This is a genomic window from Donghicola mangrovi, from assembly GCF_013377535.1.
Classification (GTDB): Bacteria; Pseudomonadota; Alphaproteobacteria; order Rhodobacterales; family Rhodobacteraceae; genus Donghicola; species Donghicola mangrovi.
Map to the genome: position 1 here is coordinate 729,888 of NZ_JABCJE010000001.1, position 26,646 is coordinate 756,533.

Genomic DNA, 26,646 nt, shown 5'->3' on the forward strand with positions numbered 1-26,646 from the left:
GTCATTTGCGTGACAATCCGCGCAAGAACTTGTAAAAGCTAGGACAAAGAACAAGGGGAACCCTGCATGTCCGATACCGCATCGCGTCCTGAAGAATACGGCGCCGATTCTATCAAAGTTCTCAAGGGCTTGGAGGCTGTCCGCAAGCGTCCCGGTATGTACATCGGCGACACCGACGATGGCAGCGGTCTGCACCACATGGTGTACGAGGTCGTGGACAACGGTATCGACGAGGCTTTGGCTGGTCACGCAACCATGGTGCGCGTGAAAATCCACGCTGACAGCTCTGTCTCGGTGCGGGACAACGGCCGTGGGATTCCGGTCGATCTGCACCCCGAAGAAGGCGTAAGCGCGGCCGAGGTTATCATGACCCAGCTGCACGCGGGCGGTAAGTTCGATAGCAACTCTTACAAAGTCTCCGGCGGTCTGCACGGCGTGGGCGTTTCGGTTGTGAACGCTCTGTCCGACTGGCTGGAACTGCGCATCTGGCGCAACGGCAAAGAGCACTACGCCAAATTCGTGCGCGGCGAGACTGCCGAGCATCTGCGCGTTGTCGGCGATGCCGAAGGCGAACGTGGCACCGAGGTGCGGTTCCTGGCCTCGACCGACACGTTCTCGAACCTCGAATACATCTTCAAGACGCTGGAAACCCGTCTGCGGGAACTGGCGTTCCTGAACTCTGGCGTGCGCATTATCCTCGAGGACGAGCGCCCCGCCGAGCCCCTGAAGACCGAGCTGTTCTACGAAGGCGGCGTGCGTGAGTTCGTCAAATATCTCGACCGCAGCAAGACCCCGATGATCGCCGAGCCGATTTTTATGTCCGGTGAAAAGGACGGCATCGGCGTCGAAGTCGCTATGTGGTGGAACGACAGCTACAACGAGATGGTTCTACCGTTCACCAACAACATTCCCCAGCGCGATGGCGGCACCCACATGGCGGGCTTCCGTGGCGCGCTGACCCGCACGATCAACAACTACGCGCAGACCTCTGGCATCGCCAAGAAAGAGAAGGTTACCTTCTCTGGCGACGATGCCCGCGAAGGTCTGACCGCCGTGCTGTCGGTCAAAGTGCCGGACCCCAAGTTCAGCTCGCAGACCAAGGACAAGCTGGTTAGCTCCGAAGTGCGCCCCGCTGTCGAGAGTTTGATGAACGAAAAGCTGGCCGAGTGGTTCGAGGAAAACCCGAGCATCGCCAAGCAGGTCGTCGGCAAGATCATTGAGGCCGCTTTGGCCCGTGAAGCCGCGCGCAAGGCCCGCGAACTGACCCGCCGCAAGACCGCGATGGACGTGAACTTCCTTGCTGGCAAGCTGAAGGATTGCTCGGAAAAAGATCCGGCGAAAACCGAACTTTTCCTCGTCGAGGGTGACTCCGCAGGAGGTTCGGCGCAGACCGGTCGTGACCGTGGGACGCAGGCGATCCTGCCGCTGAAGGGTAAAATCCTGAACGTCGAGCGCGCGCGTTTCGACCGTATGCTCGGCAGTCAGGAAATTGGTAACCTTGTGATGGCGCTTGGCACCGGCATTGGCCGCGACGAGTTCAACATCGACAAGCTGCGGTATCACAAGATCGTCATCATGACCGATGCGGACGTTGACGGCGCGCACATCCGGACGCTGCTGCTGACGTTCTTCTACCGTCAGATGCCCCAGCTGATCGAAGGCGGCTTCCTGTATATCGCTCAGCCGCCGCTGTACAAAGTTTCTCGTGGTAAGTCAGAGGTTTACCTCAAGGACCAGTCCGCGATGGAAGAGTACCTGATCGCCCAAGGCGTCGAAGGTGCCGTGCTGCGCATGGGCTCGGGCGAAGAGATCGTTGGTCAGGATTTGATCCGCGTGGTCGAAGAGGCTCGCAGCGTGAAGCGCATTCTGGATGCCTTCCCCACCCATTATCCCCGCCACATTCTGGAGCAGGCGGCGATCTCCGGGGCGTTCGTTCCAGGTGCCGTGGACGCCGATCTGCAGGGCATGTGTGACACCGTTGCCGCCCGTCTGGACATGATCGCGCTGGAATACGAGCGCGGCTGGCAGGGTCGTCCGACTCAGGACCGCGGTATGCGCCTGAGCCGTATTCTGCGCGGCGTCGAAGAGGCCCGGACGCTGGATGGCCCCGTTCTGCGCTCGGGCGAGGCGCGCCGTGTCGGCTCGCTGACCCAGTCGCTGCAGGATGTTTACGGTAAACCGGCCAAGCTGCTGCGCAAGGACCGCAGCCAGAACATCTATGGCCCGCTGGACCTGCTGCATGCCATCCTGTCCGAGGGCGAAAAGGGTCTGTCACTTCAGCGTTATAAGGGCTTGGGCGAGATGAACCCAGAGCAGTTGTGGGAAACCACTTTGGATCCGAATGCGCGGACCCTGCTGCAGGTGAAGATCGACGATGTGGCAGAGGCCGACGATCTGTTTACCAAGCTGATGGGAGATGTGGTGGAGCCGCGCCGCGAATTCATCCAGCAGAACGCCCTAAGCGTGGAAAACCTGGACTTCTAAAATCAAAGGGCGACGCGGTGCAGCGTCGCCCTTTTTCGTTACATGCCGCACTTTGCCAGTTCTATGGCGTACTGCTCGGGGGTGTCGATGGACTGGTCCCGACGCTGCGCTGCTCTCGCAATCGGGCCATGTAGTTTCGCAACTGCCAGCTTTGCATTTCTTTCGAGTCTCTCTTTATTCGAGACTTCGTTTTTACCGTTTGGCAGATAAGAGTAGGTCTTGCCTGATAGAAGTAATTTCAGATTACTTTTTAAAGTCGATTTCAGTTTCTTTTCGTAGTCCGCGTGGTGCGAAACGTGCTGCATTTCATGTGCCGTCACCACGCGTTTCAAACAGGCGTGCCGCGTTACAGCCGGAGCAAGCCATACCGCAGGAGCCTCGTTTCCGATCTCGACGGTGATGGATTTGATCCGGATACAGGACCCGCTGGCGTCACTGTGCTTTTGCCAAGTCACGCTGGTATAGGTATCCCGATCGAAGTGGGTCAGACCCAGGATGCCGCCTGCGCGCAGGGCGGATTTTGCCCCAACAGGCGGATTTTTAACAATTTCTGCTTTGGTTGAGGCGCCGGTTACGATGAGCTTTGGCGCTTTGGAGCATTGGTGCTGCAGGGATGAACTGGGCTGAATGCCAGCCGTGGCGGGGGCGGCAACCAGTGATGCCGCGCCGATCAGGGCACAGGCAAACAGGTGTCTGGTAGACCCGATTTTGTAGGGGGTGATCTTCTGAAGAAGTCGAGAAACAGTGCAATCATAAGGAACCATGAATTTTTTCAAATCCATTCTGGTTTCCTCGGAGTTTTGGTATTTTGAATTTACGGTTTGGTGGAGTTTCTTGTAATTGTTACTCGTAAAAGTAGTGTATATTTCCTAAACGAAGGGCAATAGGGGAAAGTTTCAACCGTAAACTATATGAATGCGACTTTTCAAAAATGTCGTGTACACATCCTTCTTATTGCAATTGATTGCCCGTCTTATCAAGGGCGACACAGGAAACATTCTGTCGCCATCGCTGCGTTGCGGCACATTTTCGGAAAGTGGAAAGCGCCAAAATCGCAGGAAATTGCCCGCTCTGGCGTGCGCCTGTGGTTGATTTTTCCGTCTGCGGGGTGCAGGTGTCTGTGCGATAGCCAGACTGAAAGCGAAAGACATGCCCGCATATCGTTCTCGTACAACCACCCACGGCCGTAACATGGCAGGGGCCCGTGGCCTCTGGCGCGCCACCGGCGTGAAAAACTCCGACTTCGGCAAGCCGATCATCGCGATCGTTAACAGCTTTACCCAGTTCGTGCCCGGCCACGTCCACCTCAAGGATCTGGGCCAGTTGGTTGCGCGCGAAGTCGAAGCGGCCGGCGGTATCGCCAAAGAGTTCAACACCATTGCGGTCGATGACGGCATCGCGATGGGCCATGACGGCATGCTGTATTCGCTGCCCTCGCGCGAACTGATTGCGGACAGCACCGAATACATGGTGAACGCGCACTGCGCCGACGCGATGGTCTGCATCTCGAACTGTGACAAGATCACCCCCGGTATGTTGATGGCCGCCATGCGCCTGAACATTCCCGCGATTTTTGTTTCGGGTGGCCCGATGGAAGCAGGCAAGGTCACGCTGGACGACGGTCGCACCATTGCGTTGGACCTCGTGGATGCGATGGTTGCCGCGGCGGACGACAAAGTCTCGGACACCGATCTGGCCAAGATCGAAGAAGCCGCTTGCCCGACCTGTGGCTCGTGCTCGGGTATGTTCACCGCGAACTCGATGAACTGTCTGACCGAAGCTCTGGGCCTGTCGCTGCCCGGCAACGGCTCGACCCTCGCGACCCACTCGGCGCGCAAGGGCCTGTTCCTTGAGGCCGGTCGCCGCATCGTCGAGATCACCAAGCGTTACTACGACGAGAACGACACCAGCGTTCTGCCCCGCAACATCGCCACCAAAGCCGCGTTCGAGAACGCAATGGCGCTGGATATCGCGATGGGCGGCTCGACCAACACCGTTCTGCACATCCTCGCTGCTGCGATTGAGGGCGGCGTGGACTTCACCATGGACGACATCGACGCCCTGTCGCGTCGCGTGCCCTGCCTCTGCAAGGTCGCGCCGAACAAAGCGGACGTCCACATGGAAGACGTGCACCGCGCAGGCGGCATCATCGGTATTCTGGGTGAACTGGCCCGTGGCGGCCTGATCGACCGCAGCTGTTCGACTGTGCACGCGCCGACCCTTGGCGATGCGATTGATCAGTGGGACATCGCCGTGTCGCAGAACAACGCAGCGCGCGAACTGTTCCTTGCCGCACCCGGTGGCGTTCCGACCCAGACCGCGTTCAGCCAGAGCAGCACTTGGCCCGATCTGGACACCGACCGTACCGGTGGCGTGATCCGCTCGGTCGAAACTCCGTTCTCCAAGGACGGTGGTCTGGCAGTTCTGAAGGGCAACATCGCGCTGGACGGCTGCATCGTGAAAACCGCAGGCGTCGACGAGTCGATCCTGAAGTTCACCGGCCCCGCCAAAGTGTTCGAGAGCCAGGATGCTGCCGTCTACGGCATTCTGAACAACAAGGTTCAGGCCGGCGAAGTCGTGGTTATCCGCTACGAAGGCCCCAAGGGCGGCCCCGGCATGCAGGAAATGCTGTATCCGACCAGCTACCTGAAATCCAAAGGCCTTGGTAAGGCCTGTGCGCTGATCACCGACGGCCGCTTCTCGGGTGGTACTTCGGGTCTGTCGATCGGCCATGCTTCGCCCGAAGCGGCGGCTGGCGGTACCATCGGTCTGGTCCGTGATGGCGATATCATCGAGATCGACATCCCGAACCGCACCATCAATCTGGCCGTGGACGAAGCAGAGCTGGCCGCGCGCCGCACCGCTCAGGACGCCGCAGGCTGGAAACCGGTCGAGCAGCGCAAGCGTCAGGTGTCTCAGGCGCTGAAGGTATACGCTGCGTTTGCTTCGTCGGCAGACAAAGGCGCGGTCCGCGTGCTGCCGGAATAATCCGGCCCCGACCCCCAGAACAAAAGGAAGCCCCGTCCATTGTGGCGGGGCTTCTAGTTTAGGCTTCGGTTGATAGAACGAGGTTAGTCTGAAGCCTCTGGTCTTTCGCTCTTAGCGGCAGGCCGCATATTCACGGCGGTAGTTGCTGTCGGTGTCCATGTGGCGGTCTTTGGCGTCCGCGACCGCATCGAACTGGCTGTTGACCTGCTGCAGAACGGCCATGGTGCGCTGCATCAGGGCATCCTTGGCGGCACGAGGGTCAGCGTTCGCCTTGACCAGCATGCCGGTGTTGCCCTTCAGGCGGGTGGCCAGATTGCGGCGCAGGTCGTTGCTGAACTCACGGACATAGACGTTGTGGTTGTCCACGTGCTCCAGCTCGTGGCGCAGGGTGGTTTTGTAGTCGCAGCTGTTGCGGCGGATGCTGGGGTTGATCCAGACCTTGGGGGCGATCGAGCCGGTGGTGACCTGAATGGTCTTGATCCGCAGGCAGGTGCCCGAGGCGGTGTTCAGCATTTCCCACTGGAAGTTGGCTTTGAACGAACGCTTCAGTTCGGTCAGGCCCTGAACGCGCCAGCCAGCCTTCATTTTCTTGGCCAGGCTTGCGGGCTTGGCGGTGCTCATGATGGGCTGGGGCAGATTTTCAACAACCTGAACCAAGGGCGCCTGATTGCACAGGTTTGCGATCTGCTTGGCCGAGGGGGGCTTTGCCGCAAACGCCGGGGTCGCTACAAACGAAAACACAGCTAACGCGATGGCAGCTTTGGTTTTGAATGTCTTGATGCAGTCCAGCATAGCATTCCCCTTTTCGATGTCGTGTGTCAGGGCCGCGCCCAAGGTTGAGATCATCCGATGCGTGTGCTTGTTCGCTCGGTATGTCCCAATATTGCGGGGTTTTTGCGCGGAATGCCTGCCCGCCAATGGGCGGATTTTAAGAGTATTCGACTATAGGGAGAGACCTGAGTGGGACCGGATACGCCCCGTTGTTGGTTAAACACCAGCGAAGGAAGTGTAACCAATCCAGAGGTGATAAAACTCACCCCAAAGGTTGCATCACCTAGGATGTATCGCCTTCGCAAAAGGGATATCGCCGCCGTAAAAGGGTCATGTCGGCGACAGGGGATAGGATGAACGGCACCCCTGCGAAAATGTGGAGGGGCCGGTGGGGAACCCTATCCCTCTGGGCTGGTTAACCCTCCGAAGGTTCCGACACAGAGGGGCGCACCCGGTATGATCCCGACTTTTGTTTTTATTATTTGTATTTTGATCCTCGGTTTTGTGGCGGTCATGGCATCGCATTGGCTGCATTCCACCCGACACCCGATTCCCCCGCAGCCGCATCGGTCGATCCGCGTGGCCACCTACAACGTCCACTATATCAAGCTGCAGGAAGACGGGCGCTGGTCGGTCGAGGATTGGCATCGCCGCAAAGAGCCCTTGAACACCGCCTTTCGCGCCATCGCGCCGGACATCATCACCTTTCAGGAGATGGAGAGCTTTGCCGCCGAGAATGGCGACGAGGTGAACCTAGCCCGCGATTATCTGGCCGAGCGCAATCCCGAATACGAGGTCGCGGCCAAGGGCGACTGGCAGCACTGCCCTATGACCCAGCCGGTGTTCTATCGCCGTGACCGGTTCGATCTGCTGGAAGAAGGGTCGTTTGCTTTCCCCGAGACCTACAAGCGGATGCGTCACACCTGCGAGGTGGGCGGCTACCCCTATTTCGCGTCGTGGGTCAGGCTGAGAGAGGTCAGCAGCGGCAAGACCCTGCGCGTGGTGAACATGCACCTTGATTACTGCAACCTGAAGAACCGCCGCCGCTCGGCCGAGTTGATCTGCCAGAACATCGAGCCGTGGCTGGCCGCGTCAGAGCATGTGGTGCTGATGGGGGACTTCAATTCGTGCGACGGGATGCGCCCTCTACGGGTGCTGGCCAAACGCGGGCTGAAGATCCCGAAAATTCCGGGCTCGACCTTCCACTTCAATCGCGGGCTGCATCTGTTTGCTGCGATCGACCACATGGGATTTTCGCGGAATGTCGATCTGGCGACCAAGCCTGTGGTTGTGCGGGACCAGTTCCTTGGGGAATATCCGTCGGACCACTATCCGGTGCTGGCGGACCTGTACCTGACCTAAACCGGAGGTGTCCCGCCAAGTCGCAAGGTCAGTTCATTCGCGGCCTTGCGCACCTGTGCCCCGATGGTGTCCAGCCGCGCATCCGTCAGGCGCGCCGCCAGTCCGCTGACGCTGATGGCGCAGACGGCCTCTCCTTGGGGGGACCAGACCTCGGCGGCGACGCAGCGCAGACCGGTGACGTGCTCTTCGTCGTCCAGCGCGTAGCCCCGTTGGCGGGTTAGCTGGATATCCTCGAACACGGCGTCCATGTTGCGCAGGCTTTTCGTGGTCATTGGCGGCAGGCCCGCCTGATCGGCCAGCGCGGCAATCGCGTCATCGGACCAAGTGGCCACGATCGCCTTGCCCATACCACTACAGAACACAGGCACCTGACCGCCGGGGTTCGAAATGGCGCGCATGATCTCGCGACTCTCGACCTGACTGATGGTGACCAGCTGCTTGTCGTCGAGAATCCCAAGGTTCGCCGTCTCGCGGGTGACATCCCTCAGGCGCTTCAGGAAGGGCAGGGCAGGCGCCACGAAGTTCCGGCGCCGCCCGAACGCAGAGCCCACGGCAAACGCCTCTCGGCCCACGTGCCACAGGGTGGTTTCGGGCTCGAACTGGGCAAAGCCGTGCTGCTCTAGCGTGGTCAGCAAGCGGTGCGCGGTGGACACCGCCAGCCCCGTGCTGCGCGCCAGATCGGACACTCGCAGGCCGTCATCGGATCGGGCCAGTTCCTGCAGCAGGGTCAGTGCGCGACTGACGGACTGAACGCCATCCTTGGGGTTTTTCATTTTCGGCCTCCCGTTTTCCACATTGTGAAAAACCTTTTTCCATTTGTCACGCTGTACGAAAGGTTGGACTATCTGTTTCTCCAGAAATTGGAGGATGCCATGACCAACTATGTCGAACGCCACGGTCTGCAAGTCGCCGCCCCCCTTGCGGCGCTGATCGAAGAGCAGGTGCTGTTGAATGTTACGCCCGAAGTGTTCTGGTCGGGCTATGCGCAGATGCTGCGCGACTTGATGCCCAAGAACGCCGCCCTGCTGGCCAAGCGTGACGACCTGCAAGCGCAGATCGACGCGTGGCACAAGGCGCGTCAGGGCAAGCCGCTGGACGGGGCCGAATACCAGTCCTTCCTGCGGGAAATCGGCTATCTGGTGGACGAGCCCGCGCCGTTCCAGATGGAAACCACGAACGTTGACCCCGAGATCGCGACCATCGCTGGCCCCCAGTTGGTGGTTCCGGTGATGAACGCCCGCTTTGCCTTGAACGCGGCGAACGCACGCTGGGGTTCGCTGTACGACGCTCTGTATGGCACTGACGCGATCCCCGGTCAGGCCACGGGCAAGGGCTATGACGCCGAACGCGGTGCTCAGGTTATCGCGTGGGCCCGTGCCCATCTGGACAAGGCCGCGCCGCTGGCGAACGGGTCTTGGGCGGATGTTCAGGCGCTTGAGGTTCGCGATGCCGCGCTGGTGGTAACCGTTGGCGGGGCCGAGACTGCGCTGGCAGACCCCTCGCAATTCGCGGGCTATACCGAGCGTGGAAACGTCTTCCTGCGCCAGAACGGCCTGCTGATCGAGGTTGTGATCGACCCGAACTCGACCATCGGCAAGGACGATCCCGCAGGCATCTCCGACATCCGTCTGGAAAGCGCGCTGACCGCCATTCAGGACTGCGAGGATTCGGTTGCCGCCGTGGACGCCGAGGACAAGTGCGTCGTCTACGCGAACTGGTTGGGCCTGATGAAGGGCGATCTGGCCGAGAGCTTTGAAAAGGGCGGCAAGCAGCTGACCCGCACCCTGAACCCTGACGTCACCTACCTGACCCCCGAGGGCAAACCCGCCATCCACCCCGGCCGCGCCCTGCTGCTGGTCCGCAACGTGGGTCACCTGATGACCACCGACGCGGTTCTGCTGGACGGTCAGGAAACCCCCGAGGGCATGCTGGACGCCGCAGTGACAGTGGCCGCCGCAATGCATGATCTGGCGAAATCGGTGAACAACAACTCGCGCAGCGGGTCGGTCTATGTCGTGAAGCCCAAGATGCACGGCCCCGAGGAAGTGGCATTCGCCAACGAACTCTATGGCCGCGTCGAGGATATCCTTGGCCTGCCCCGCAACACCGTGAAACTGGGTGTGATGGACGAAGAGCGCCGCACCTCGGCGAACCTTCTGGCGTGTATCAAAGAGGTCAAAGAGCGCTGCGTGTTCATCAACACCGGCTTCCTTGACCGCACTGGCGACGAGATCCACACCTCGATGTATGCGGGTCCTGTGATCCCCAAAGGCGAGATGAAGGATGCTGCATGGCTGTCCGCCTATGAGGCTGGCAACGTCGATGCGGGTCTGACCGCTGGCATGGACGGCAAGGGCCAGATCGGCAAAGGCATGTGGGCCAAGCCCGATGCCATGGCCGAGATGCTGGAGGTCAAGATCGGTCACCCCAAAGCTGGCGCCAACACCGCTTGGGTTCCCAGCCCCACCGCAGCGACCCTGCACGCGACCCATTACCATCAGGTGAATGTTGCCTCGCTTCAGGAGCAGCTGAAGGGCCGCGAGAAAGCCAGCCGTGACGCGCTGCTGACCCCGCCGCTGATGATCGGTCGCAACCTGTCGGACGCCGAAGTGACCCGCGAGCTGGACAACTCTTGCCAGTCCATTCTGGGTTATGTGGTGCGCTGGGTTGATCTGGGGGTCGGTTGCTCCAAGGTGCCGGACATCAACGATGTGGGCCTGATGGAAGACCGCGCGACCCTGCGGATCAGTTCCCAGTATTTGGCGAACTGGCTGATGCACGGCATCTGCTCGGAACTCGAGGTGCTGGATTCGCTGAAGCGCATGGCGCTGAAAGTGGACGCGCAGAACGCCAGCGACCCTGCCTATACCGCGATGGCGCCGTCCTATGACGGTCCTGCGTTCCAGGCAGCCTGTGATCTGGTGTTCAAGGGCGCCGAGCAGCCTTCGGGCTATACCGAACCGCTTCTGCATGCTGCGCGCCGCGTGGCCAAGGCAGCCTGAGGAGATAGGACTATGATGACTGTACAACGTCTGGATCTGGCAGACGCAACCGTGATGCTGGCCGGTGCCCGCGCCAAAGCTGTCGAGATCGGCGTGCCCATGTGCATCGCGATCACCGATGACGGGGGCAACCTGATCGCCTTCGAGCGTATGGACGGCGGCAAGGTCACCAGCATCACCATCGCGATCGACAAAAGCTTCACCGCCTCGGGGGCCAAGAAAGCGACTCACGAATACGGCGCGATCAGCCAGCCCGAGGGCCCGACCCACGGCATCAACAGCGCCATTGGCGGCCGCCTGATGGTGGTCGGTGGTGGTCTGCCGGTGATGGCGAACGGCGCTTGTGTGGGGGGAATCGGTGTCAGTTCCGGCACCCCTGCGCAGGACATGCAGGTGGCTCAGGCGGGAATCGACGCACTGGGTCTCTGAAACTCTCTGACCTGAAAATACCTAAAATTGGCGGCTCTCCCCTGTGGAGGGCCGTTTTTCGTTTCAGGGTCCTGAAAGGGCCATTTGCCACAATTTCCACAATTTTTCGGCAAATATTGTAAATTTGCATTAACAATCATGCATACCTGCGGCGAGGTATTTCACCCGTTATGGGTGAGTTTTATTCCCCTTTTGACAAAGGAAAAATCGCGAAAGGATGGCCTGTATCCATCCACCGTACCCATGTGGTCATATGGTGTATGAAGCCGCGAAAGGGCTGCCACAATTGGAGAATGAGTTTAGACAAATGGGGTGGGATGACCCGAATGAAACCCTGAAATAGCCTTTAAAACAAGGCGGATGACATTGGAAGGTCTCAGAAAAGGCGTAACCTTTGGTGAAGTAAGTTCGGTGAGTGCAGCTTCTATTTTTGCGGAAGTTCAACCAGACCGAGGACGCCATGTGCACTATCTGCGAAGAACTGAGACCCCAAGCGAGCGACTGTGATTTCCAGTCGACATCTGAAACGGTATCCGAGACCGATACTGTAAGCTATTCGACGGGTGCCTCGAGTTCCGGGGCAAGCCTGAGCGAGGGTACTCTGGATGAATTGGCGGCCTACCTGATCGAGGGGTACTGGTCTGGTACCGGCTCGTCCTCGCGGTCTTTTGCGTCGGGTTCATCCACGGTGATCACTGTTGATCTCAGCGAGCTGACCAGCGACGGCCAGCAGCTGGCGCGCTGGGCTTTCCAGATGTGGGAGATGGTCGCGGACATCCAGTTCGAAGAGGTGACCTCGGGCACCGCGGATATCACCTTCTCGGACGATTACTCGGGTGCTTACTGCAACACGACCTATTCCGGCGATACGATCACCAGTGCGTTCGTGAACGTCTCGAAAAGCTGGCTGAATTCCTATGGCAGTTCGCTCGACAGCTATTCCTTCAGCACCTACGTCCATGAAATCGGGCACGCCTTGGGACTGGGGCATATGGGCGATTACAACGGTTATGCCTCATATGCCGACGACGCCGTCTTCGCGAATGACAGCTACCAGATTTCGGTCATGTCCTATTTCAGCCAGACCGAGAACCCGACTGTGGACGCGGACTATGCCGATCCGGTGACGGCGATGATGGCGGATATTCTGGCGATCCAGACGATCTACGGCGCGGCGGGGTCCAGCTCTGCCACCGCGGGGGACACGGTTTACGGCGTCGGCACCACGCTGGACAACATCTTTGGCTACCTGCTGGAGTCGGCGATCACCAGCCAACGGTCCGAGGATTATACCGGCGATGCGGTAGCCGTGACGCTCTATGACTACTCGGGCGAGGACACGCTGGATTTCAGCTCTCTGAGCACCGCCGACAGCATCGACCTGCGCGAGGAAAGCTTCTCTGATCTTGGCGGGCAGGACGGGGTGATGGGCATCGCCCGCGGCACGGTGATCGAGAACGCCTATTCCGGCGGCGGCAATGACAGCCTGTATGGCAACGGCGTTGGCAACCTGCTGAACGCAGGCACGGGCAACGACACGGCCTACGGGTATTCGGGCAATGACACGCTCGAGGGCGAAGATGGCAACGATCGCCTTTTCGGTGGCAGCGGGGCGGATTCGATCTCTGGCGGGGACGGGAACGACTATCTGGCCGGAAACAGCCAGCGCGATCTACTCGAGGGCGGGGACGGCAGCGATACGCTGATCAGCGGCTCGGGCTGGGACACCGCCTATGGCGGCGCAGGTAACGACACGCTGTCCGGCAACGGCGGGCGAGATCGCCTGTATGGCGGCGAGGATGCGGACCTGCTCAAGGGCGGCCGCGGCGGCGACAAGCAGTACGGCGGCACCGGCGACGACCGGCTCTATGGCAACGGCGGCAATGACAGGCTCTATGGGAACGAAGGCGATGACACCCTGTCGGGTGGCAATGGCCGTGACGTTCTGGAGGGCGGTGCGGGCGACGACTTCCTGCGCGGCGGCCTTCATGCGGATACCTTCGTGTTCAACGCCGGAGACGGTGACGACACGATTGCCGACTTCTCGGGAACTCAGGGCGATGTCCTGCAATTCTCGGCGGATCTCTGGGATGACGGCGCCGACGCCGGTTTCGATCTGAACCTGCACCTGAGTGTCGCGTCTGGCGACACCGTCATCACCTTTGACACAGGCGACAGCGTTGTGCTGCTCAATGTGACCGATCTGGCGATGGTGGTTGCCAATTCGGAACTCATCTAACGGACTGGAATTCGGGGGCTTCAGCGGCTAGGGACAGCCGGAGGCCCCCGCAATTACGGCGGGCCGCGTTACGACGGACAGCCCGGGGGGTTAGGCGCGCCGATGCAATTTGTTCTGTTTATTGGTCCCCACAAGGTGGGTTCGAGCCAGCTTCAGGATTTCCTGTACCGCAACTACGTGCGGCTGATCCAATCGGGCATCCTCTATCCCATGATCGAGGCCGAGGGGCTGTCCTTCATGGTCTCCAAGGCCATCATCGGCGACATCGACGACATCCCCCTGCCCGTAAATGCGCGCGAGGCGCACAACGCCTTTGCCTACAAGATGATCTCGGAGGTGGATGAAACCCGTTTCGTCCCCGCCAAGCATTCTGGCCTGCCGCGCACCCGCCAGATGTTCCGCGCCATCAAAAAGCAGATTGAATTCGTCCAGCCAGAGGTCGTCATTCTGGCGTCCGAGGTTTTCTCGACCTTTGGCGTGGTCAGCCCGCGCCTGATCCAGACCCTGCTCGACGAATTCCCCGAGGCCTCGTTCCGCATCATCGCGAACCTGCGGCGGGTGGATAACTACTTGTCCAGCTGGCACGGCGAACGGCTGAAGGCGGGTGAGCGGCTGCATCCTTTGGGGCGCGGCGCGATGCAGGAATACTTCGAGACAACCCATTTCGATTACCGCCTGATCCTGGAGCCGTGGGTCAGCATGATGCCCGATGCCGATTTCATCCTGCGGGACTTTTCGGCGGTGCGTACGGCCGGCGGCACGATCGAGGATTTCAAAGAGCAGTCCTGCCTGAACTTCCCCGACAGCCTGATCACGCCCGCGCCGCTGAACCCGTCGATGCACCGCGCGGTTCAGGAAATCGTCCGCCGCGGGAATGCGCAACTGATGCCCGAAGTCGCCCTGAATCTGCGCAACTTCCTCGAGGATGTGACGCCCCAGTTGGGTCTGCCCAAGTCCTCGGAGATCGAGATGTACGGCCCCGACCTGCGCGAGGAAATGTTCGACCGGTTCGAGGATGTGCACGACTATCTGGGGGATCTGACGGGGCAGGCGCAGTTCTTCTCGAACATCGACAACATGCTCCGGTGCCGCCCCATCCGCGAACTGGACGCCGTGGCGGACGCGCTGCCGAAAATCCGCGCCCAAGCCCGCCAGTTGTCCGACCCGGACGCCCGCGCCTTTATCGAGGGGTTCGCGCTCTAGTCCGCGTGAAGCTGCCAGTCCCGATACAGCGCCTCGGCAGAGGTGGCGCGGGGCTGGGGGAGACCGCTGGCCCGAAGGCGGTCGGTGGCGATGGTGGCGCTTGGCAGGGCACCTGCGGGGGCATCCTGCCATTCAAAGGCACGTCCGGCCGCATTCATAATGGCGTCCATCGGCAGATCAACGGGCGAAGCGATGTTCATCACATCGGGGCATTGGTCCAGCGGGCACGTCACGAGCGCCGCGATAATGCGGGCCAAATCCGCAATCCCGATAAAGCTGCGCACAGGGCCTGAGCCGTCGGCGAACCGGTCCAGAACGACGGGCGCATCACCGGCCAAACTGCGCGAAATGGCATCGGCCCCGATCACATTGGCCACCCGCAGGATCACCGGCTTGGGCGCGTGAATGCCGCGCAACATCTCTTCCATCTCGGCCTTGGCGGTGCCGTAGGGGTTCGCGGGGGTGGGGGCCTGATCCTCGGCGGCGTTCTGGCATTGGCGGCCATAGACGGACTGCGTGGACAGGTGGATCACCCGATCCGCTCCTGTCGCTGCGGCCAAGTCCTGCGCCGCCTGTGCCAGATCCAGATTGACCCGCGTTTCCTCTAGCGTCCCGAAACACACACCCCACAGGCCCACGACAGCCCGCGCCCGCGAAACCACTGGCGGTTGCCCTGCATCCCACGCCTGCCAGTCCGGACCCGCTTGCCGCGCCACGGCGACATAGTCGAAATCCGGCGCCTCATGCCGCCAAGCGCGCAGGACGCGGCGCCCGACTTGACCGTTCGCGCCTGTCACGATGACCGGATGTTCTGACATGTGGCCTGTCCCTGCTTTTCTATGTCCGCACCATCGGCAAGAAGATGCGTGTTTTCCGTGTTCTGTACGCATCTTTCTAGCGCCGACGCGAAAGCTTGTCTTGGACCTGTGGGGAAAAAATGGCATCAACGGCGCAATTGACTGAATGCGTTAGGGTACTCGAATGTTGCGCCTAGTTCTGAGCCTTGTGGTTGTGTCGTCGCTTGCGGCGTGTGGTATCCCGCGCGGAGCGGCCCTGAAGTCCGAGGTTTTGCGTGGCTCCAGCAGCCAGAACGCCGCCTACGACGTGGTCGAACTGAACCGCGCCAGCCTTGCGATGGTCGAGAAATGGCCCTCCACCGGAGCGAGCCTGCAGCACGGTTGGGTTGGTGGCAGCACCGGCTCGCCGACCTATGTGATCCGTCCGGGCGATCTGCTGTCGTTGAGCATCTGGGACAGTCAGGAAAACTCGTTGCTGACTGGTGCGAACGAAAAACAGGCCCGTGTGAACGATGTGCGCGTGTCGAATTCTGGCAGCGTCTTCCTGCCCTATGTGGGGAACGTTCAGGTCGGTGGCCTGTCGATCGAAGCGGCCCGTGACGACATCGCCAACCAGATGGAAAGCATTGCGCCTTCGGTGCAGGTGCTGCTGTCTGCGCAGCCTGGCCGGAATAACCTTGCGCGTATCGTGGATGGCGTCGCCCGTCCCGGAGCCTACCCGCTGGTTGATCGCAGCTATTCGGTCCTGAACATGATCGCGGATGCGGGCGGGATTCAGGATAACATCCAGAACCCCGTTGTGCGCCTGATCCGTGGGGGTCAAACCTATGAGGTTTTCGCCAATGACCTGACCGAGGATGGCCGTCTGGATGCCGTTCTGCGCGGCGGAGACAAGGTGACGATCGCGGATATGCCCCAGAACGTGACGGTTATGGGCTCGGCTGGCCGCGAGACGCTCGTGCCGCTGAAGAATCCGCCGGTGACTGCGCTACAGGCGATCAGCCTTGCCGGTGGTCTGAACGACAGCCGCGCCGATCTGAAGGGCGTTCTGGTGCTGCGCCAGTACAAGCATGACGCGGTCCGTCTGGACACCCACGGCCCTGACAAGGACATGGTGATCTTTGCGTTGGACCTGACCAAGGCCGAGGGTCTGTTCGCCGCCCAACAGTTCGAAGTGAACCCCGACGACATCATCTACGCGTCCGAGGCGCCGCTGGTGCTGATCTCGAACTTCCTGAGCGTGTTCCGCTTGGGTGGGGCCAGCTATACTCAGGCACAGAATCTGGTGAACTGATCGCCGCTTGATTGCACTGAATTCGGGGCCGGTTTCCATTGGGGACCGGCCCTTTTGCTTGGCTGGTTAACAGGGGGTTAGGGCTGCGTTTCCCATCGTGAAGCTGTGTTTACCCGCATGCGGCTCTGCTGCGGGCAAAGCAATCACGGAGAATCCCCATGACCAGCGCATCCCCGCGGCTCGATCTGCCCCTGTTGCAGCCCTCGCAGGCGCAAAAGCACGTCACCCATAACGAGGCTCTACTGCGCCTTGATGGAGCGGTGCAGATGGTATTGCAGAGCCTGTCGCAATCGGCACCGCCCGAGGCCCCCGCAATCGGAGCCTGCTACTTCACCGCGGATGCTGCGACTGGCGATTGGTCACCGTACCCGCGCATGGTTGCGGCCTACACCGCCAGTGGTTGGATTTATCTGCAGCCGGCCGAAGGCTGGCTCGCGTGGGATGCGTCTGGTGGGCGCTGCGTGGTTTACCAAGAAGATGAGTGGACCGACCTTCCGCAGCAGCTTCAGAACCTGCCCTATCTGGGGATCGGGTCCAGCGCGGATGATACTAATCGTCTGACCGTGTCCTCGGACGCCAGCCTCTTTAACCATGCCGGAGGGGGGCATCAGATCAAGGTGAACAAGTCCGCAACCGGCCAGACTGCCAGCCTGCTGTTCCAGTCGAACTGGTCTGGCCGCGCGGAAATGGGCTTGTGCGGTGACGATGCGCTGCACCTGAAGGTCTCGGATGGCGGCACATGGCATGATGCGGTGGTCATTGATCCCTCAACCGGCCACATCTCGGGCGAGGCAATCCAGAGCAGCTCGACGGATGTCACCTCGGGCCGCTTGATGCGCGCTGATTATGGATACTGTCGTGGGAACGCGGTTGGGGCGGTCTCTATGGCGGATGGCCTACCCTCGGGCGCGTTGATCCAGCGGATCGAAGGGACCAATTCGGTGGCTCTGCGGTTTGCGGATGGCAGCCAGATTTGCTCGGGCCATGTCACGGTTTCTGGCGCGGCCGCTGCGTACGGCGCAGTATTCGAATCTGACGGCGTTGCGTTTCCCTTCCCTGCCGCATTCACCGAAGCTCCGACGATCAGCATGTCTGCGCAAGGTGTTGGCGGGATTTGGGCGGCAAATGCCTCTGCCGCGACTGCTACTCAGGCCGATGTCATGGCGATGAGCGCAGTCAGCACCGCCGAAAATATCCAGATCAATGTGATCGCTGTTGGTCGCTGGATTTAAACAAAAAGGCCCGGAAATCTCCGGGCCTTTTTTTATGAAATCAGCTGTGCGGTCGATTCGATCTTGAACGGCTCACGCGGCATGGACCATTTGAAGGCCGCCTCTCTGGCGGCTTCATCGTCACCGGCTTCAATCGCCAGGCGCAGATCGTTTAGCGCAGAGGCGACTTCGATTTCGGACAGCTTACCTTCGCGGGCCCGCAGGATTTTCGGGTGCGGCGTGGTCAGCATATCCTGACCGATCAGCAGTTCCTCGTGCAATTTCTCGCCCGGGCGCAGGCCGATGTAGCGAATCTCGATATCACCATCTTTGTTGTCGCAATCGCGCACGCTGTAACCGGCAGCTTCGATCATCTGACGAGCAACTTGTGCGATGCGCACGGGCTTGCCCATATCCAGCACAAACACGTCCCCCCCGCGGGTAAACGACGCGGCCAGCAGCACCAGACGCGACGCCTCGGGGATGGTCATGAAATAGCGGGTCACCTCTGGGTGCGTCACCGTCACAGGGCCGCCGAGGGAAATCTGCTCCTCGAACAGCGGAATGATCGAGCCCGACGAGCCCAAAACGTTCCCGAACCGCACCATGGAAAAGCGCGTGTCGCCGCCACGGGTCGCCAAGTCCTGAATGACCAGCTCTGCCAGACGCTTCGATGCGCCCATCACGTTCGAAGGGCGAACGGCCTTGTCGGTCGAGACCAGAATGAACTTCTCGACCCCGACACTGCGGGCGGCCTCGGCGGTAATTTTCGTGCCGAAAACGTTGTTCCACAGGCCCGCAATGGCGTTGTTTTCCACCATAGGCACATGTTTGTAGGCGGCAGCGTGCAGAACAACCTGCACCTTTTTTGCCCGCATGATCCGCTCGATTGCCTTGCGGTCGGTCACCGACATCAGGATCGGAACCAGCTTGAGCTTGCGGTTCAGGGCGGTCAGTTCCTTGGTGATCGCATAGAGCGCGTATTCACTGTGATCGACCAGAATCAGTTTGCGCGGCTGGCAGTCAATGATCTGACGGCAGAGCTCCGACCCGATCGAGCCGCCCGCGCCGGTGATCATGACAACCTTGCCTTCGTAGCTTTCGGCGGCCTGCGGGATCTGATCCTCGAGGCGGGCGCGGTTCAGCACGGCGTTTGCGTCAAACCGGGGTTCGCCGGATTGCGAGGTCAGGTTCACCATGTCTGCGAAAGAGGGCAGCAGGCGGGTCTGGCAGCCCATCTCGGTCAAGCGGCGGGCGATTTGGCGCTGGCGGGGCAGGCTGACCGAGGGCATAGCCAGAATCACGCGATCGACCATTTTCTGCTCGACCAGAGACTTGATCTTGATCGGGGAATGCACGCGCAGACCCGAGATATTCAAGCTCTGCAAAGTGGGGTTGTCGTCGACGAACCCGACGGTTTCTACCGAGCGATCGGTTTTCAGCGCGGCGGCCAGCTGCTGTCCGGTTTGGCCCGCACCGTAAATCAGGATGCGCAGGCGTTTGTCCCCACGGCGATAGACCGCCAACAGGATTTGGCGGATCAGAGCGCGTGCGCCGACGCTAAGCCCGCCGTGAAAGGCCGCCATCGCGATCCATAGCCGCGGCAATACCTCTACGCCGATGATACCGGTCAGCACCGCGCCGACGCTTGCAATGATCAGGGCGGCCAATGAACTGAGCCCCGCGCAGGCCATGTCATAGCTGTTCAGTCGCACCTTATGCAGGCCCAGCGCCAGAGACGCCAGCATCGATGTCACGGCGATTGTTCCGAAGAGAATGACGCTCAGCCACGGGGTTATCACACCGACAAACTGCTCCAGCCCGACCAGATGGAAGGCGAGTAGTAATGATACCGGGGCTATCACGACATCCAGCCCGAGCATAAGCATCGTCTTGCGCGCGCGGCTGGTCCGCATAAGAAGATTGTACAGTATCATTCAACTTATCCGATTATCGGAGTGTGCGCAAAAAGCGCTCATATGCAAATCTGCAAAGGTACGGGGTATTTACCAGTCCGGTATACTAGATTGTTTTGCCGACGACTACCGCGATGCTTCTCACTATGAGTCAGATTCGGCACGCATTTGGCGGCTATTTGCGCAAAGCCGTCTTTTTGATGAGCCAACAGTCCATACAAAGATTACGTTTTTCCTGATAAATCAGATCCAGTTTTGCCTTTCTGGGAACACAGCGTTCCGAATAAACTTTGTCTGTTTCTTCGGCAGTGCCACACTGCGAAAGCAAAAGTTCTTCATGTTTATGAAAGAAAATTGTCGCCATGCCGGTGATTCCCGGACGGCTGCGCAGCACATTTTTGTAAAGCTCGGGGAATCTCTCGACGTACAGCCTGAGAGGTGGGCGCGGTCCGACAAAGCTGATGTCACCCCTTAAAACGTTAAAAATTTGAGGGAGTTCGTCCAGCCTGTACTTGCGCAGAAAACGGCCCATCGGGGAAATCCGGTCGTTTTTGTCGCCCCCCGAAACGCCCGAGTCCTGAGCAACAACGCGCATTGTTCTGAACTTGAACAAGGTGAATCCGGTAAGGTGATCCCGCATCCTCTCGGATTTATAAAACACGGGGGCGCCGTCTGTAGCGACAATCAGCAAAGAAATCAGGGCGATTGCGGGAATCAGGAAGGGCAGAAGCAGAATCGATAGGGTCAGGTCGAAAACCCGTTTGGACAGGGTCATTTGTATATGTTTCCGTTACAATTCATCGGCGGGTTCATGCTGAAAACACCAGTAAAAAGCGTTGTTGCACGATTCCAGATCGAAATTGCAACACATGGGTTGCTCTACAGGTTTAACGGGCAAAACAGGCTGGAAAAACGTATCGAGCTATGTCATGGCTAAGTCTGGGCCTGTTTGCGTGTGATGTGAACGGGAATTCACGCTTTGGAGATAGCAATATGAAAAAGTTTATCACTCTGACTGCTGCATTCGCACTGGCTGCATCGACCTCGACCGCAGTTCTGGCGCAGACTGAGGCTGGCGCTTCGGGTGTTGGTGGTGCTCAGGCAGGCATGACCAACGTTGTTTTCGCAGCAAACGGCGCGATCATCGCAGCAACCGTCGCTGGCGTTGTTCTGACCGGTCTTGCTCTGCGCAACTACCTGGCATCGCTGGACAAAGAAAACGACAACGGTTCGAACTCGACCACCACTTCGACCACCAACTAATCTGGTCAAAGTGGCCTAGAGCCATGAAGCGCGGCGGTTTTGCCGCGCTTTTCTTTATTTCTGGGGTCTGGTTCGCGCTAGTAGCGCAGATACTCGATCGAGATGTAGCCGTTCGCCTCGTTCAGCCATTGGTCGGATTTGGCAAGGCGATCGGTCCCTTCGACAAATTCATAGATATTCCGGAACGCGTCGCCGGGCGTGGTGCAGTTTTCCTTCATCCGGTCGGGACCGCTAAAGCCGAGGCGACAGTCAAAGGTCGTGGCAACCTCGTGCCCCTCGCCGTCCAGAGTGCGCATCACCCGCTGATAATCCCCCTCTTGGCGGTTCGCGAGCATTTGCGGCAGCGGGCCATTCTCTGATGACATTAGATCATTGCCCAAGCGGCGGGTTTCGGCCAGCACGCCCCCTTCGAGGGTAATCGTCGCTCCGCTGCTGGAGGCGAAGACGCGATAGGGGCCGACCTCTCCGTTCAGGGCCAGAATATCCAGTGTCCCTTGGCGTTGCTGGCTGAATAGCAGAACGGGGCCCGAGACTTGTTCGATCAGCGCGGGTGCGATCTCTCTGACTTGCTCCGGGGTGAGCCCTTGTGCGGCAGCCTCGCCTTGGCCGGTGATCTTGTTTTTCAGTGAGTTGAAGACGCTGGCGACAATCTCTGCGCGGTCTTCTTGCCGTCTATTGGTGCCGCAGGCCGCCAGAACGCCAAGCCCGAGCATGGCGAAAAGTGTAACACGCACAGGCCGTTTCATCGCCAGAACCTTCCGTATTCGTTATCGAGCGAGGTGCGGTGATATTCCTGCACCTGTCCGTAGAGGCGATCCCGCACCCCGAGCTTTGCACCACCGTTACGCTGCAGCGGGCGGATCACTTCGGAGAAGCTGGTGCGAGAGGGTTTTCCGCTCGCAAAGCCCAGAGGCATGGTGAACATGATCCCTTTGTCGAAGCTGCCTTCGCCGAAATCCTCGGCCGAGATGTTTGTTTTGGTGGCAAAGCCGCCGATCACCCAACCGTTGTCAAAGGTGCGCTGCAACAGCAGTGTCGCGCCGCGGTCCTCGGCCAGATACTGGCCCACGTCCAGCTCGGCAAAGTACCCGTTGCCAAAGTCATAATAGGCCGAGACGTGGCCTGTCGTGGCCTCGTAATCGCGGAAGCCGAACAGGCGGTCGAAGTCGCGCTGCTTCACGTGCGCCACCTCGACACCCAAGGCGAGCGGGCTGTTCACGGGCTTCCACAGAACTTCGCCGGAAACGCCGCCGTACATGTTTTCCAGATAGCCGACGCCCGCGCGGACATAGATGTTCTTCAGCGGGTGCCCCAGATAATAGAGACCCAGCGACTCAATCCCGAACGGATCGTCAAAGAACAGCGGCCCCAGTGTCCGGACAGGGGGCACGACGCCGCCCCAATCGGGTCCGGATTCGCGCAGATCCCCCACAAGGCGGTAGGTTGCAGATCCGGCGATCTTGAAGTTCTTGTTCAGCTGCAAGGCGCTGCGCAGGCGCAGGCCAAAGTCCGCACGGAACGGACGATGCACGTCAAAGTATCCCGGCTGCATGTAGGGCGAGAACCCCCACGAGAAATCAGGGAACTGGTCTTTGTCGAACGGCGGCACGTGGCCAGCCGCATCCGACAGCACCATCTGGTCGTGAATGGCTTTGCTGGTGTTGAACTGCAGGTTCTCCAGATCGGTGCGCTTGAACGTGATCCGAGAGGTCGCGATGCCGTTCACCACGGGAATGATGTGGAACGTCTCGATCGAGTAGGGCAGCTGGTTCGCCATCGCCCGTGCGGCGCGGCCAATCGCTTGCGGTTCGTAGTCAAAGCGCGCGTTCTTCAGAAGCAAGGTGGCTTCGTGCGCCGAAACCTCGAGCCCCGCCATCTGCAGATCGTCGTAGTCCAGACCGTTCTGGATGTTCTTGCGGATGGTCTTTTCAACGCCTTCGGTCTCGGTCCAGCCCAGTAGGTCAGCCTCGCCGGGGGCGCGTTTACGGATCGGCAGGGGGGCCTCTTCGATACCGGTGTTCATGCCGGGATGTTTGGGGTTGATCGTAAAGGTCGCCTGAACCCCGAACTTGTCCCCGTTCAGGAAATAGGCGCTGATCTGGCTGTCACGGCCAAGGTCATAGCCCAAGGACAGGTTGATCGGCGTGCGGTTCTTGAAGAAACCGGCATCCTCTTCGGCGTCGAAGGCATCGCTGGAATATTCGGCAACCAGACGCCACTTGTCATTGATCGCCCAATTCATGCCCGCAAAGGGTGCAACATCCCCGCGGAAATAGTTGCTGAAGTTAAAGTTGCCCCCCGTCCCCGAGAACTGGTAGGCCCGACGCCCCAACTCGGAAATCAAGCGTGACGGGCGGTCCCCGATGGTGGTCACGGGATTATAGCTGCCTAAACGGCCGAAACCGATCCCGCCGGTCAGCGAAAATCCGGGGCTGATGGTTTTCGAGGCGACCACGTATTCGCCGGAATACAGACCCGTCCCCGCAAAGTCCTGCAGACCGATCGCGACGGACGGCAGATAGCGGCCTTCGTCCAGTATGCGGTAACGCACGTCAAAGCTGCGGTCGAAATAGGTGTCCTGCCCCTGATAGGGGTTAATGTCCCCGTTCACACCGGCAAAGCGGAAGGTGGCGCTGATACGGTCGGTGAACTGGAAGGTCAGCGCCGCAGTGGCCGTTCCGTCCATGTAGGTAAAGGTCGAGGCCGCCTCGGCGTCCGGTGCGGCATAGGCATCGGGCAGGGTAATCAGGCCCGGCGTCCCCCAGATGGTATAGTTGGTTTCCGATGACCCGTCGCCCGCATGGGCGCTTGCACCGATCAGGCATCCGACCGTGGCAATGGTGCCCATCAGATGCTGGCGCAGGGGCCGACCGCTTTTCCGCTTTGAAATGTTCACCAACTTGGACCGCCTATCACCGTTCAGACCTGTCTTTGGCGTCCCGATCCGGTACCGCCGCAGCGTCGCGACCCTAGCGCGAGTTGCGCGCGCCGTCCAACCGAAGTTTCCTGACGGCCCCCTCGCGAAGCGCCCCTGATGCGGGAAAAGCATTTTGCTGGCTGTGAATAACTGTTATCGGGTTGGCCTCAGACGATATCGGGATAGACAGGCAAAATGACAGAGAACGAGATCTCGCAATACGCGCAGGATGTCCTGAAAGCAGAGTTACATGCGCTCTCTCTGATGGCGGATGCGCCTCCTGCCCAAATCCCCGCTGTTGTGCGCCTGATCCAAGGGATCACCGGCCGCGTGATCGTGTCCGGCATGGGTAAATCCGGCCATGTGGGCGCGAAAATGGCAGCAACCTTTGCCAGTACCGGCACCCCCGCGCAGTTCGTTCACCCCGGAGAGGCCAGCCACGGCGATCTGGGTATGATCACCAAGAACGACGTGGTGATCCTGATCTCGAACTCGGGCGAGACCAAGGAACTGGCCGACATCATCGCCCATACCCGCCGCTTCGGGATCAAGATGGTCGCGATCACCAAGAACGCGGACAGCACCTTGGCGCAGCAGTCGGACTACCTTCTGCAACTGCCCAATGCCCCCGAAGCCTGTGCAATCGGCATGGCGCCGACCACCTCGACCACGCTGACGATGGCGCTCGGGGATGCGGTCGCGGTCGCCCTGATGCGCATCCGTGGTTTCGAGAAAGAGAATTTTCTGGCGTTCCACCCCGGTGGGAGCCTTGGCGCGCAGCTTCTGCCCGTCGCTGCCCTGATGCACAAAGGGGACGAGCTGCCTCTGGTGGACGAAGACACCACCATGGGCGACGCGCTGGTCCAGATGTCGGCCAAGGGCCTTGGCATCGTCGCGTTGACCGAGAACGGCAAGCTGAACGGCATCATCACCGACGGCGACTTGCGCCGCAATCTGAACGGGTTGATGGAAAAAACCGCCGGTCAGGTCGCCACCCGTGGCCCCCGCACGATCCGCGAGACCGCCCTCGCGTCAGAGGCGCTGGGGATCATGAACGACAAGAAAATCACGACCCTCTGCGTTACCTCGGAAGAGGGCGTTTTGCAGGGCATTATCCATATCCACGACTGTCTGCGCGCAGGTGTTGCATGAGCACTGTTATCCTGATCCCCGCCCGTTACGCCTCGACCCGCTATCCGGGAAAACCGCTGGTGCTGCTGCATGGCGCGACCGGCGTGGCAAAGTCCCTGATTCAACGCTCGTGGGAGGTGGCCAAGGCGACACCCGGCGTCGATGCGGTCTATGTTTGCACCGATGACGACCGTATCGCCAACGCCGCTAAAGCGTTTGGCGCGGATGTCCTGATGACCTCGGGATTCGCGAAAAACGGCACCGAGCGCTGCGCCGAAGCGGTCGCCCAACTGCCCGAAGACACCGATCTGGTGGTCAACCTGCAGGGTGACGCGCCCCTGACCCCCGTCTGGTTCCTGACCGCCCTGATCGACGCGATGAAGGCCGACCCCGAACTGCCCGTCGCCACCCCCGTCCTGCGCTGCGACGCCGAGACCCTGAATAACTTCCGCGAAGACCGCCGCGCCCGCCGCGTGGGCGGCACCACCGCCGTGTTCAACACCCTCGGCCACGCGCTCTACTTCTCCAAAGAGGTCGTGCCCTACACTGGGGACGAGCCCGCAACCGGCGACAACACCCCCGTGTTCCACCATGTGGGCGTCTACGCCTACCGTCCGGCCGCGCTGAAATCCTATATGTCGTGGCCCGAAGGCACGCTGGAAAAGCTCGAAGGACTGGAACAGCTGCGCTTCCTCGAAAACGGTCAATCCGTCGCCTGCGTGCAGGTCGAAGGCCGTGGCCGCGTGTTCTGGGAACTGAACAACCCCGTCGATGTGGAACGCATTGAATCTGTGCTGAAAAAGGAAGGCACCGAATGAAAACCGTCACCGTCCGCGACATCAAGATCGCACAGAACCTGCCCTTCGTCCTGATCGCCGGCCCCTGCCAACTGGAAAGCCTAGACCACGCGCGCATGATGGCAAACGGCATCGCCGAAGCCTGCGCCGCCTCGGGCATCCAGTGGGTCTTCAAGGCCAGCTATGACAAAGCCAACCGCAGCTCCCTGTCCGGTGAACGCGGCCTTGGCATGGAAAAGGGCCTCGAGGTTCTGAACACCATCTCCGAAGAATTCGGCGTCCCCACCATCACCGACGTCCACGAACCGTGGCACTGCGCCAAAGCGGCCGAGGTCTGCGACATCCTGCAAATCCCTGCCTTTCTGTGCCGCCAGACCGACCTGCTGCTGGCCGCTGGCGAAACCGGCAAAGCCCTGAACGTGAAAAAGGGCCAATTCCTTGCCCCTTGGGACATGGGCAATGCGGTGAAAAAGATCGAAAGCACCGGCAACGAGAACATCATGCTCTGCGAGCGCGGCACCACGTTCGGCTATGGCCAGCTGGTGTCCGACATGCGCGCCCTGCCGATCATGGCTGAAACCGGATACCCGACCGTGTTCGACGCAACCCATTCGGTCCAGATGCCGGGCTCCAAGGGCACCTCGACCGGCGGTCAGCGCGAGTTCGTCGAGCCTCTGGCGCGCGCGGCTCTGGCTGTCGGCACCGCTGCGGTCTTTATCGAAACCCATCAGGACCCGGACAACGCCCCCTCGGACGGCCCCAACATGGTCCCGCTGAACGAAATGACAGCCCTCCTGAAACGCCTCAAGGCCTATGACGCCCTGACCAAAGGCTGATCCGGC

At 60.3% G+C, this 26,646-nt stretch carries 21 protein-coding genes; 13 read left to right on the forward strand and 8 right to left on the reverse strand.

What is annotated here, in order from left to right; genetic code table 11:
- Window positions 1-66: 66 nt before the first annotated feature.
- Window positions 67-2,484 carry a DNA topoisomerase (ATP-hydrolyzing) subunit B gene (gene gyrB / locus HJ536_RS03770; RefSeq protein ID WP_177156706.1) on the forward strand — a complete coding sequence of 806 codons (2,418 nt, stop codon included), beginning with the start codon at window positions 67-69 and terminating at the stop codon, window positions 2,482-2,484.
- A gap of 38 nt (window positions 2,485-2,522) precedes the next feature.
- Here gyrB and HJ536_RS03775 read toward each other — a convergent pair whose 3' ends face one another.
- Window positions 2,523-3,266 carry a hypothetical protein gene (locus HJ536_RS03775; protein ID WP_177156707.1) on the reverse strand — a complete coding sequence of 248 codons (744 nt, stop codon included), beginning with the start codon at window positions 3,264-3,266 and terminating at the stop codon, window positions 2,523-2,525.
- A 367-nt stretch (window positions 3,267-3,633) separates the two neighbouring features.
- Here HJ536_RS03775 and ilvD point away from each other — a divergent pair, with 367 nt between their 5' ends.
- Window positions 3,634-5,472: a dihydroxy-acid dehydratase gene (gene ilvD, locus HJ536_RS03780; RefSeq protein ID WP_177156708.1), complete on the forward strand. Its 1,839-nt coding sequence runs from the start codon at window positions 3,634-3,636 to the stop codon at window positions 5,470-5,472.
- Window positions 5,473-5,583: 111 nt separating this feature from the next.
- Here ilvD and HJ536_RS03785 read toward each other — a convergent pair whose 3' ends face one another.
- Window positions 5,584-6,264 carry a hypothetical protein gene (locus tag HJ536_RS03785; protein WP_177156709.1) on the reverse strand — a complete coding sequence of 227 codons (681 nt, stop codon included), beginning with the start codon at window positions 6,262-6,264 and terminating at the stop codon, window positions 5,584-5,586.
- Window positions 6,265-6,756: 492 nt separating this feature from the next.
- Between HJ536_RS03785 and HJ536_RS03790 the strand changes: the two genes are divergently transcribed.
- Window positions 6,757-7,605 (forward strand): endonuclease/exonuclease/phosphatase family protein, encoded by an 849-nt coding sequence (locus tag HJ536_RS03790; protein WP_177156710.1) that lies wholly within the window; start codon window positions 6,757-6,759, stop codon window positions 7,603-7,605.
- Here the strand turns inward: HJ536_RS03790 and HJ536_RS03795 are convergent.
- Window positions 7,602-8,378: an IclR family transcriptional regulator gene (locus HJ536_RS03795; RefSeq protein ID WP_177156711.1), complete on the reverse strand. Its 777-nt coding sequence runs from the start codon at window positions 8,376-8,378 to the stop codon at window positions 7,602-7,604. The genes HJ536_RS03790 and HJ536_RS03795 overlap by 4 nt on opposite strands.
- A 99-nt stretch (window positions 8,379-8,477) precedes the next feature.
- Between HJ536_RS03795 and HJ536_RS03800 the strand changes: the two genes are divergently transcribed.
- The 4 genes from HJ536_RS03800 (at window position 8,478) to HJ536_RS03815 (ending at window position 14,478) form a co-directional block, all read left to right on the forward strand.
- On the forward strand, window positions 8,478-10,607 hold the full coding sequence (locus HJ536_RS03800; RefSeq protein ID WP_177156712.1) for a malate synthase G: 2,130 nt from the start codon (window positions 8,478-8,480) through the stop codon (window positions 10,605-10,607).
- Between the two features lie 12 nt (window positions 10,608-10,619).
- Window positions 10,620-11,036 (forward strand): GlcG/HbpS family heme-binding protein, encoded by a 417-nt coding sequence (locus HJ536_RS03805; protein ID WP_176852351.1) that lies wholly within the window; start codon window positions 10,620-10,622, stop codon window positions 11,034-11,036.
- Window positions 11,037-11,451: 415 nt separating this feature from the next.
- Window positions 11,452-13,275, forward strand: a complete 1,824-nt coding sequence (locus tag HJ536_RS03810; RefSeq protein WP_177156713.1) for a M10 family metallopeptidase C-terminal domain-containing protein — start codon at window positions 11,452-11,454, stop codon at window positions 13,273-13,275.
- Between the two features lie 102 nt (window positions 13,276-13,377).
- The gene (locus HJ536_RS03815; RefSeq protein ID WP_177156714.1) at window positions 13,378-14,478 is read left to right on the forward strand and encodes a hypothetical protein; all 1,101 of its coding nucleotides are present in this window, start codon (window positions 13,378-13,380) and stop codon (window positions 14,476-14,478) included.
- Here the strand turns inward: HJ536_RS03815 and HJ536_RS03820 are convergent.
- On the reverse strand, window positions 14,475-15,296 hold the full coding sequence (locus tag HJ536_RS03820; protein ID WP_177156715.1) for an NAD-dependent epimerase/dehydratase family protein: 822 nt from the start codon (window positions 15,294-15,296) through the stop codon (window positions 14,475-14,477). The two genes, HJ536_RS03815 and HJ536_RS03820, sit on opposite strands and share 4 nt — an antisense overlap.
- Window positions 15,297-15,459: 163 nt before the next feature.
- Here HJ536_RS03820 and HJ536_RS03825 point away from each other — a divergent pair, with 163 nt between their 5' ends.
- Together HJ536_RS03825 and HJ536_RS03830 are read left to right on the forward strand one after the other, a co-directional pair.
- Window positions 15,460-16,569 (forward strand): polysaccharide biosynthesis/export family protein, encoded by a 1,110-nt coding sequence (locus tag HJ536_RS03825; RefSeq protein ID WP_176852347.1) that lies wholly within the window; start codon window positions 15,460-15,462, stop codon window positions 16,567-16,569.
- Window positions 16,570-16,727: 158 nt separating this feature from the next.
- Window positions 16,728-17,801 (forward strand): DUF2793 domain-containing protein, encoded by a 1,074-nt coding sequence (locus HJ536_RS03830; RefSeq protein WP_177156716.1) that lies wholly within the window; start codon window positions 16,728-16,730, stop codon window positions 17,799-17,801.
- A gap of 32 nt (window positions 17,802-17,833) precedes the next feature.
- On the opposite strand, the gene HJ536_RS03835 is transcribed toward HJ536_RS03830, so the two are convergent.
- Complete coding sequence (locus HJ536_RS03835) at window positions 17,834-19,717, reverse strand: polysaccharide biosynthesis protein (protein WP_228028617.1); 1,884 nt, start codon at window positions 19,715-19,717, stop codon at window positions 17,834-17,836.
- Window positions 19,718-19,871: 154 nt separating this feature from the next.
- Window positions 19,872-20,471 carry a sugar transferase gene (locus tag HJ536_RS03840; protein ID WP_177156717.1) on the reverse strand — a complete coding sequence of 200 codons (600 nt, stop codon included), beginning with the start codon at window positions 20,469-20,471 and terminating at the stop codon, window positions 19,872-19,874.
- 218 nt (window positions 20,472-20,689) lie between these two features.
- Here HJ536_RS03840 and HJ536_RS03845 point away from each other — a divergent pair, with 218 nt between their 5' ends.
- Window positions 20,690-20,959 carry a hypothetical protein gene (locus HJ536_RS03845; protein ID WP_177156718.1) on the forward strand — a complete coding sequence of 90 codons (270 nt, stop codon included), beginning with the start codon at window positions 20,690-20,692 and terminating at the stop codon, window positions 20,957-20,959.
- Between the two features lie 77 nt (window positions 20,960-21,036).
- On the opposite strand, the gene HJ536_RS03850 is transcribed toward HJ536_RS03845, so the two are convergent.
- Window positions 21,037-21,705 carry a YjbF family lipoprotein gene (locus tag HJ536_RS03850; RefSeq protein WP_177156719.1) on the reverse strand — a complete coding sequence of 223 codons (669 nt, stop codon included), beginning with the start codon at window positions 21,703-21,705 and terminating at the stop codon, window positions 21,037-21,039.
- Window positions 21,702-23,855 (reverse strand): YjbH domain-containing protein, encoded by a 2,154-nt coding sequence (locus HJ536_RS03855; RefSeq protein WP_177156720.1) that lies wholly within the window; start codon window positions 23,853-23,855, stop codon window positions 21,702-21,704. Before HJ536_RS03855 ends, HJ536_RS03850 begins: the two co-directional genes overlap by 4 nt.
- Before the next feature lie 216 nt (window positions 23,856-24,071).
- On the opposite strand from HJ536_RS03855, the gene HJ536_RS03860 reads away from it, so the two are divergent.
- The 3 genes from HJ536_RS03860 to kdsA are packed head-to-tail and all read left to right on the forward strand — an operon-like array spanning window position 24,072 to window position 26,640.
- Window positions 24,072-25,028, forward strand: coding sequence for a KpsF/GutQ family sugar-phosphate isomerase (locus tag HJ536_RS03860; RefSeq protein WP_177156721.1), 957 nt, complete (start codon window positions 24,072-24,074; stop codon window positions 25,026-25,028).
- Window positions 25,025-25,825, forward strand: coding sequence for a 3-deoxy-manno-octulosonate cytidylyltransferase (locus HJ536_RS03865; RefSeq protein ID WP_177156722.1), 801 nt, complete (start codon window positions 25,025-25,027; stop codon window positions 25,823-25,825). Before HJ536_RS03860 ends, HJ536_RS03865 begins: the two co-directional genes overlap by 4 nt.
- Window positions 25,822-26,640 carry a 3-deoxy-8-phosphooctulonate synthase gene (kdsA, locus tag HJ536_RS03870; RefSeq protein WP_177156723.1) on the forward strand — a complete coding sequence of 273 codons (819 nt, stop codon included), beginning with the start codon at window positions 25,822-25,824 and terminating at the stop codon, window positions 26,638-26,640. Before HJ536_RS03865 ends, kdsA begins: the two co-directional genes overlap by 4 nt.
- Window positions 26,641-26,646: the final 6 nt, after the last annotated feature.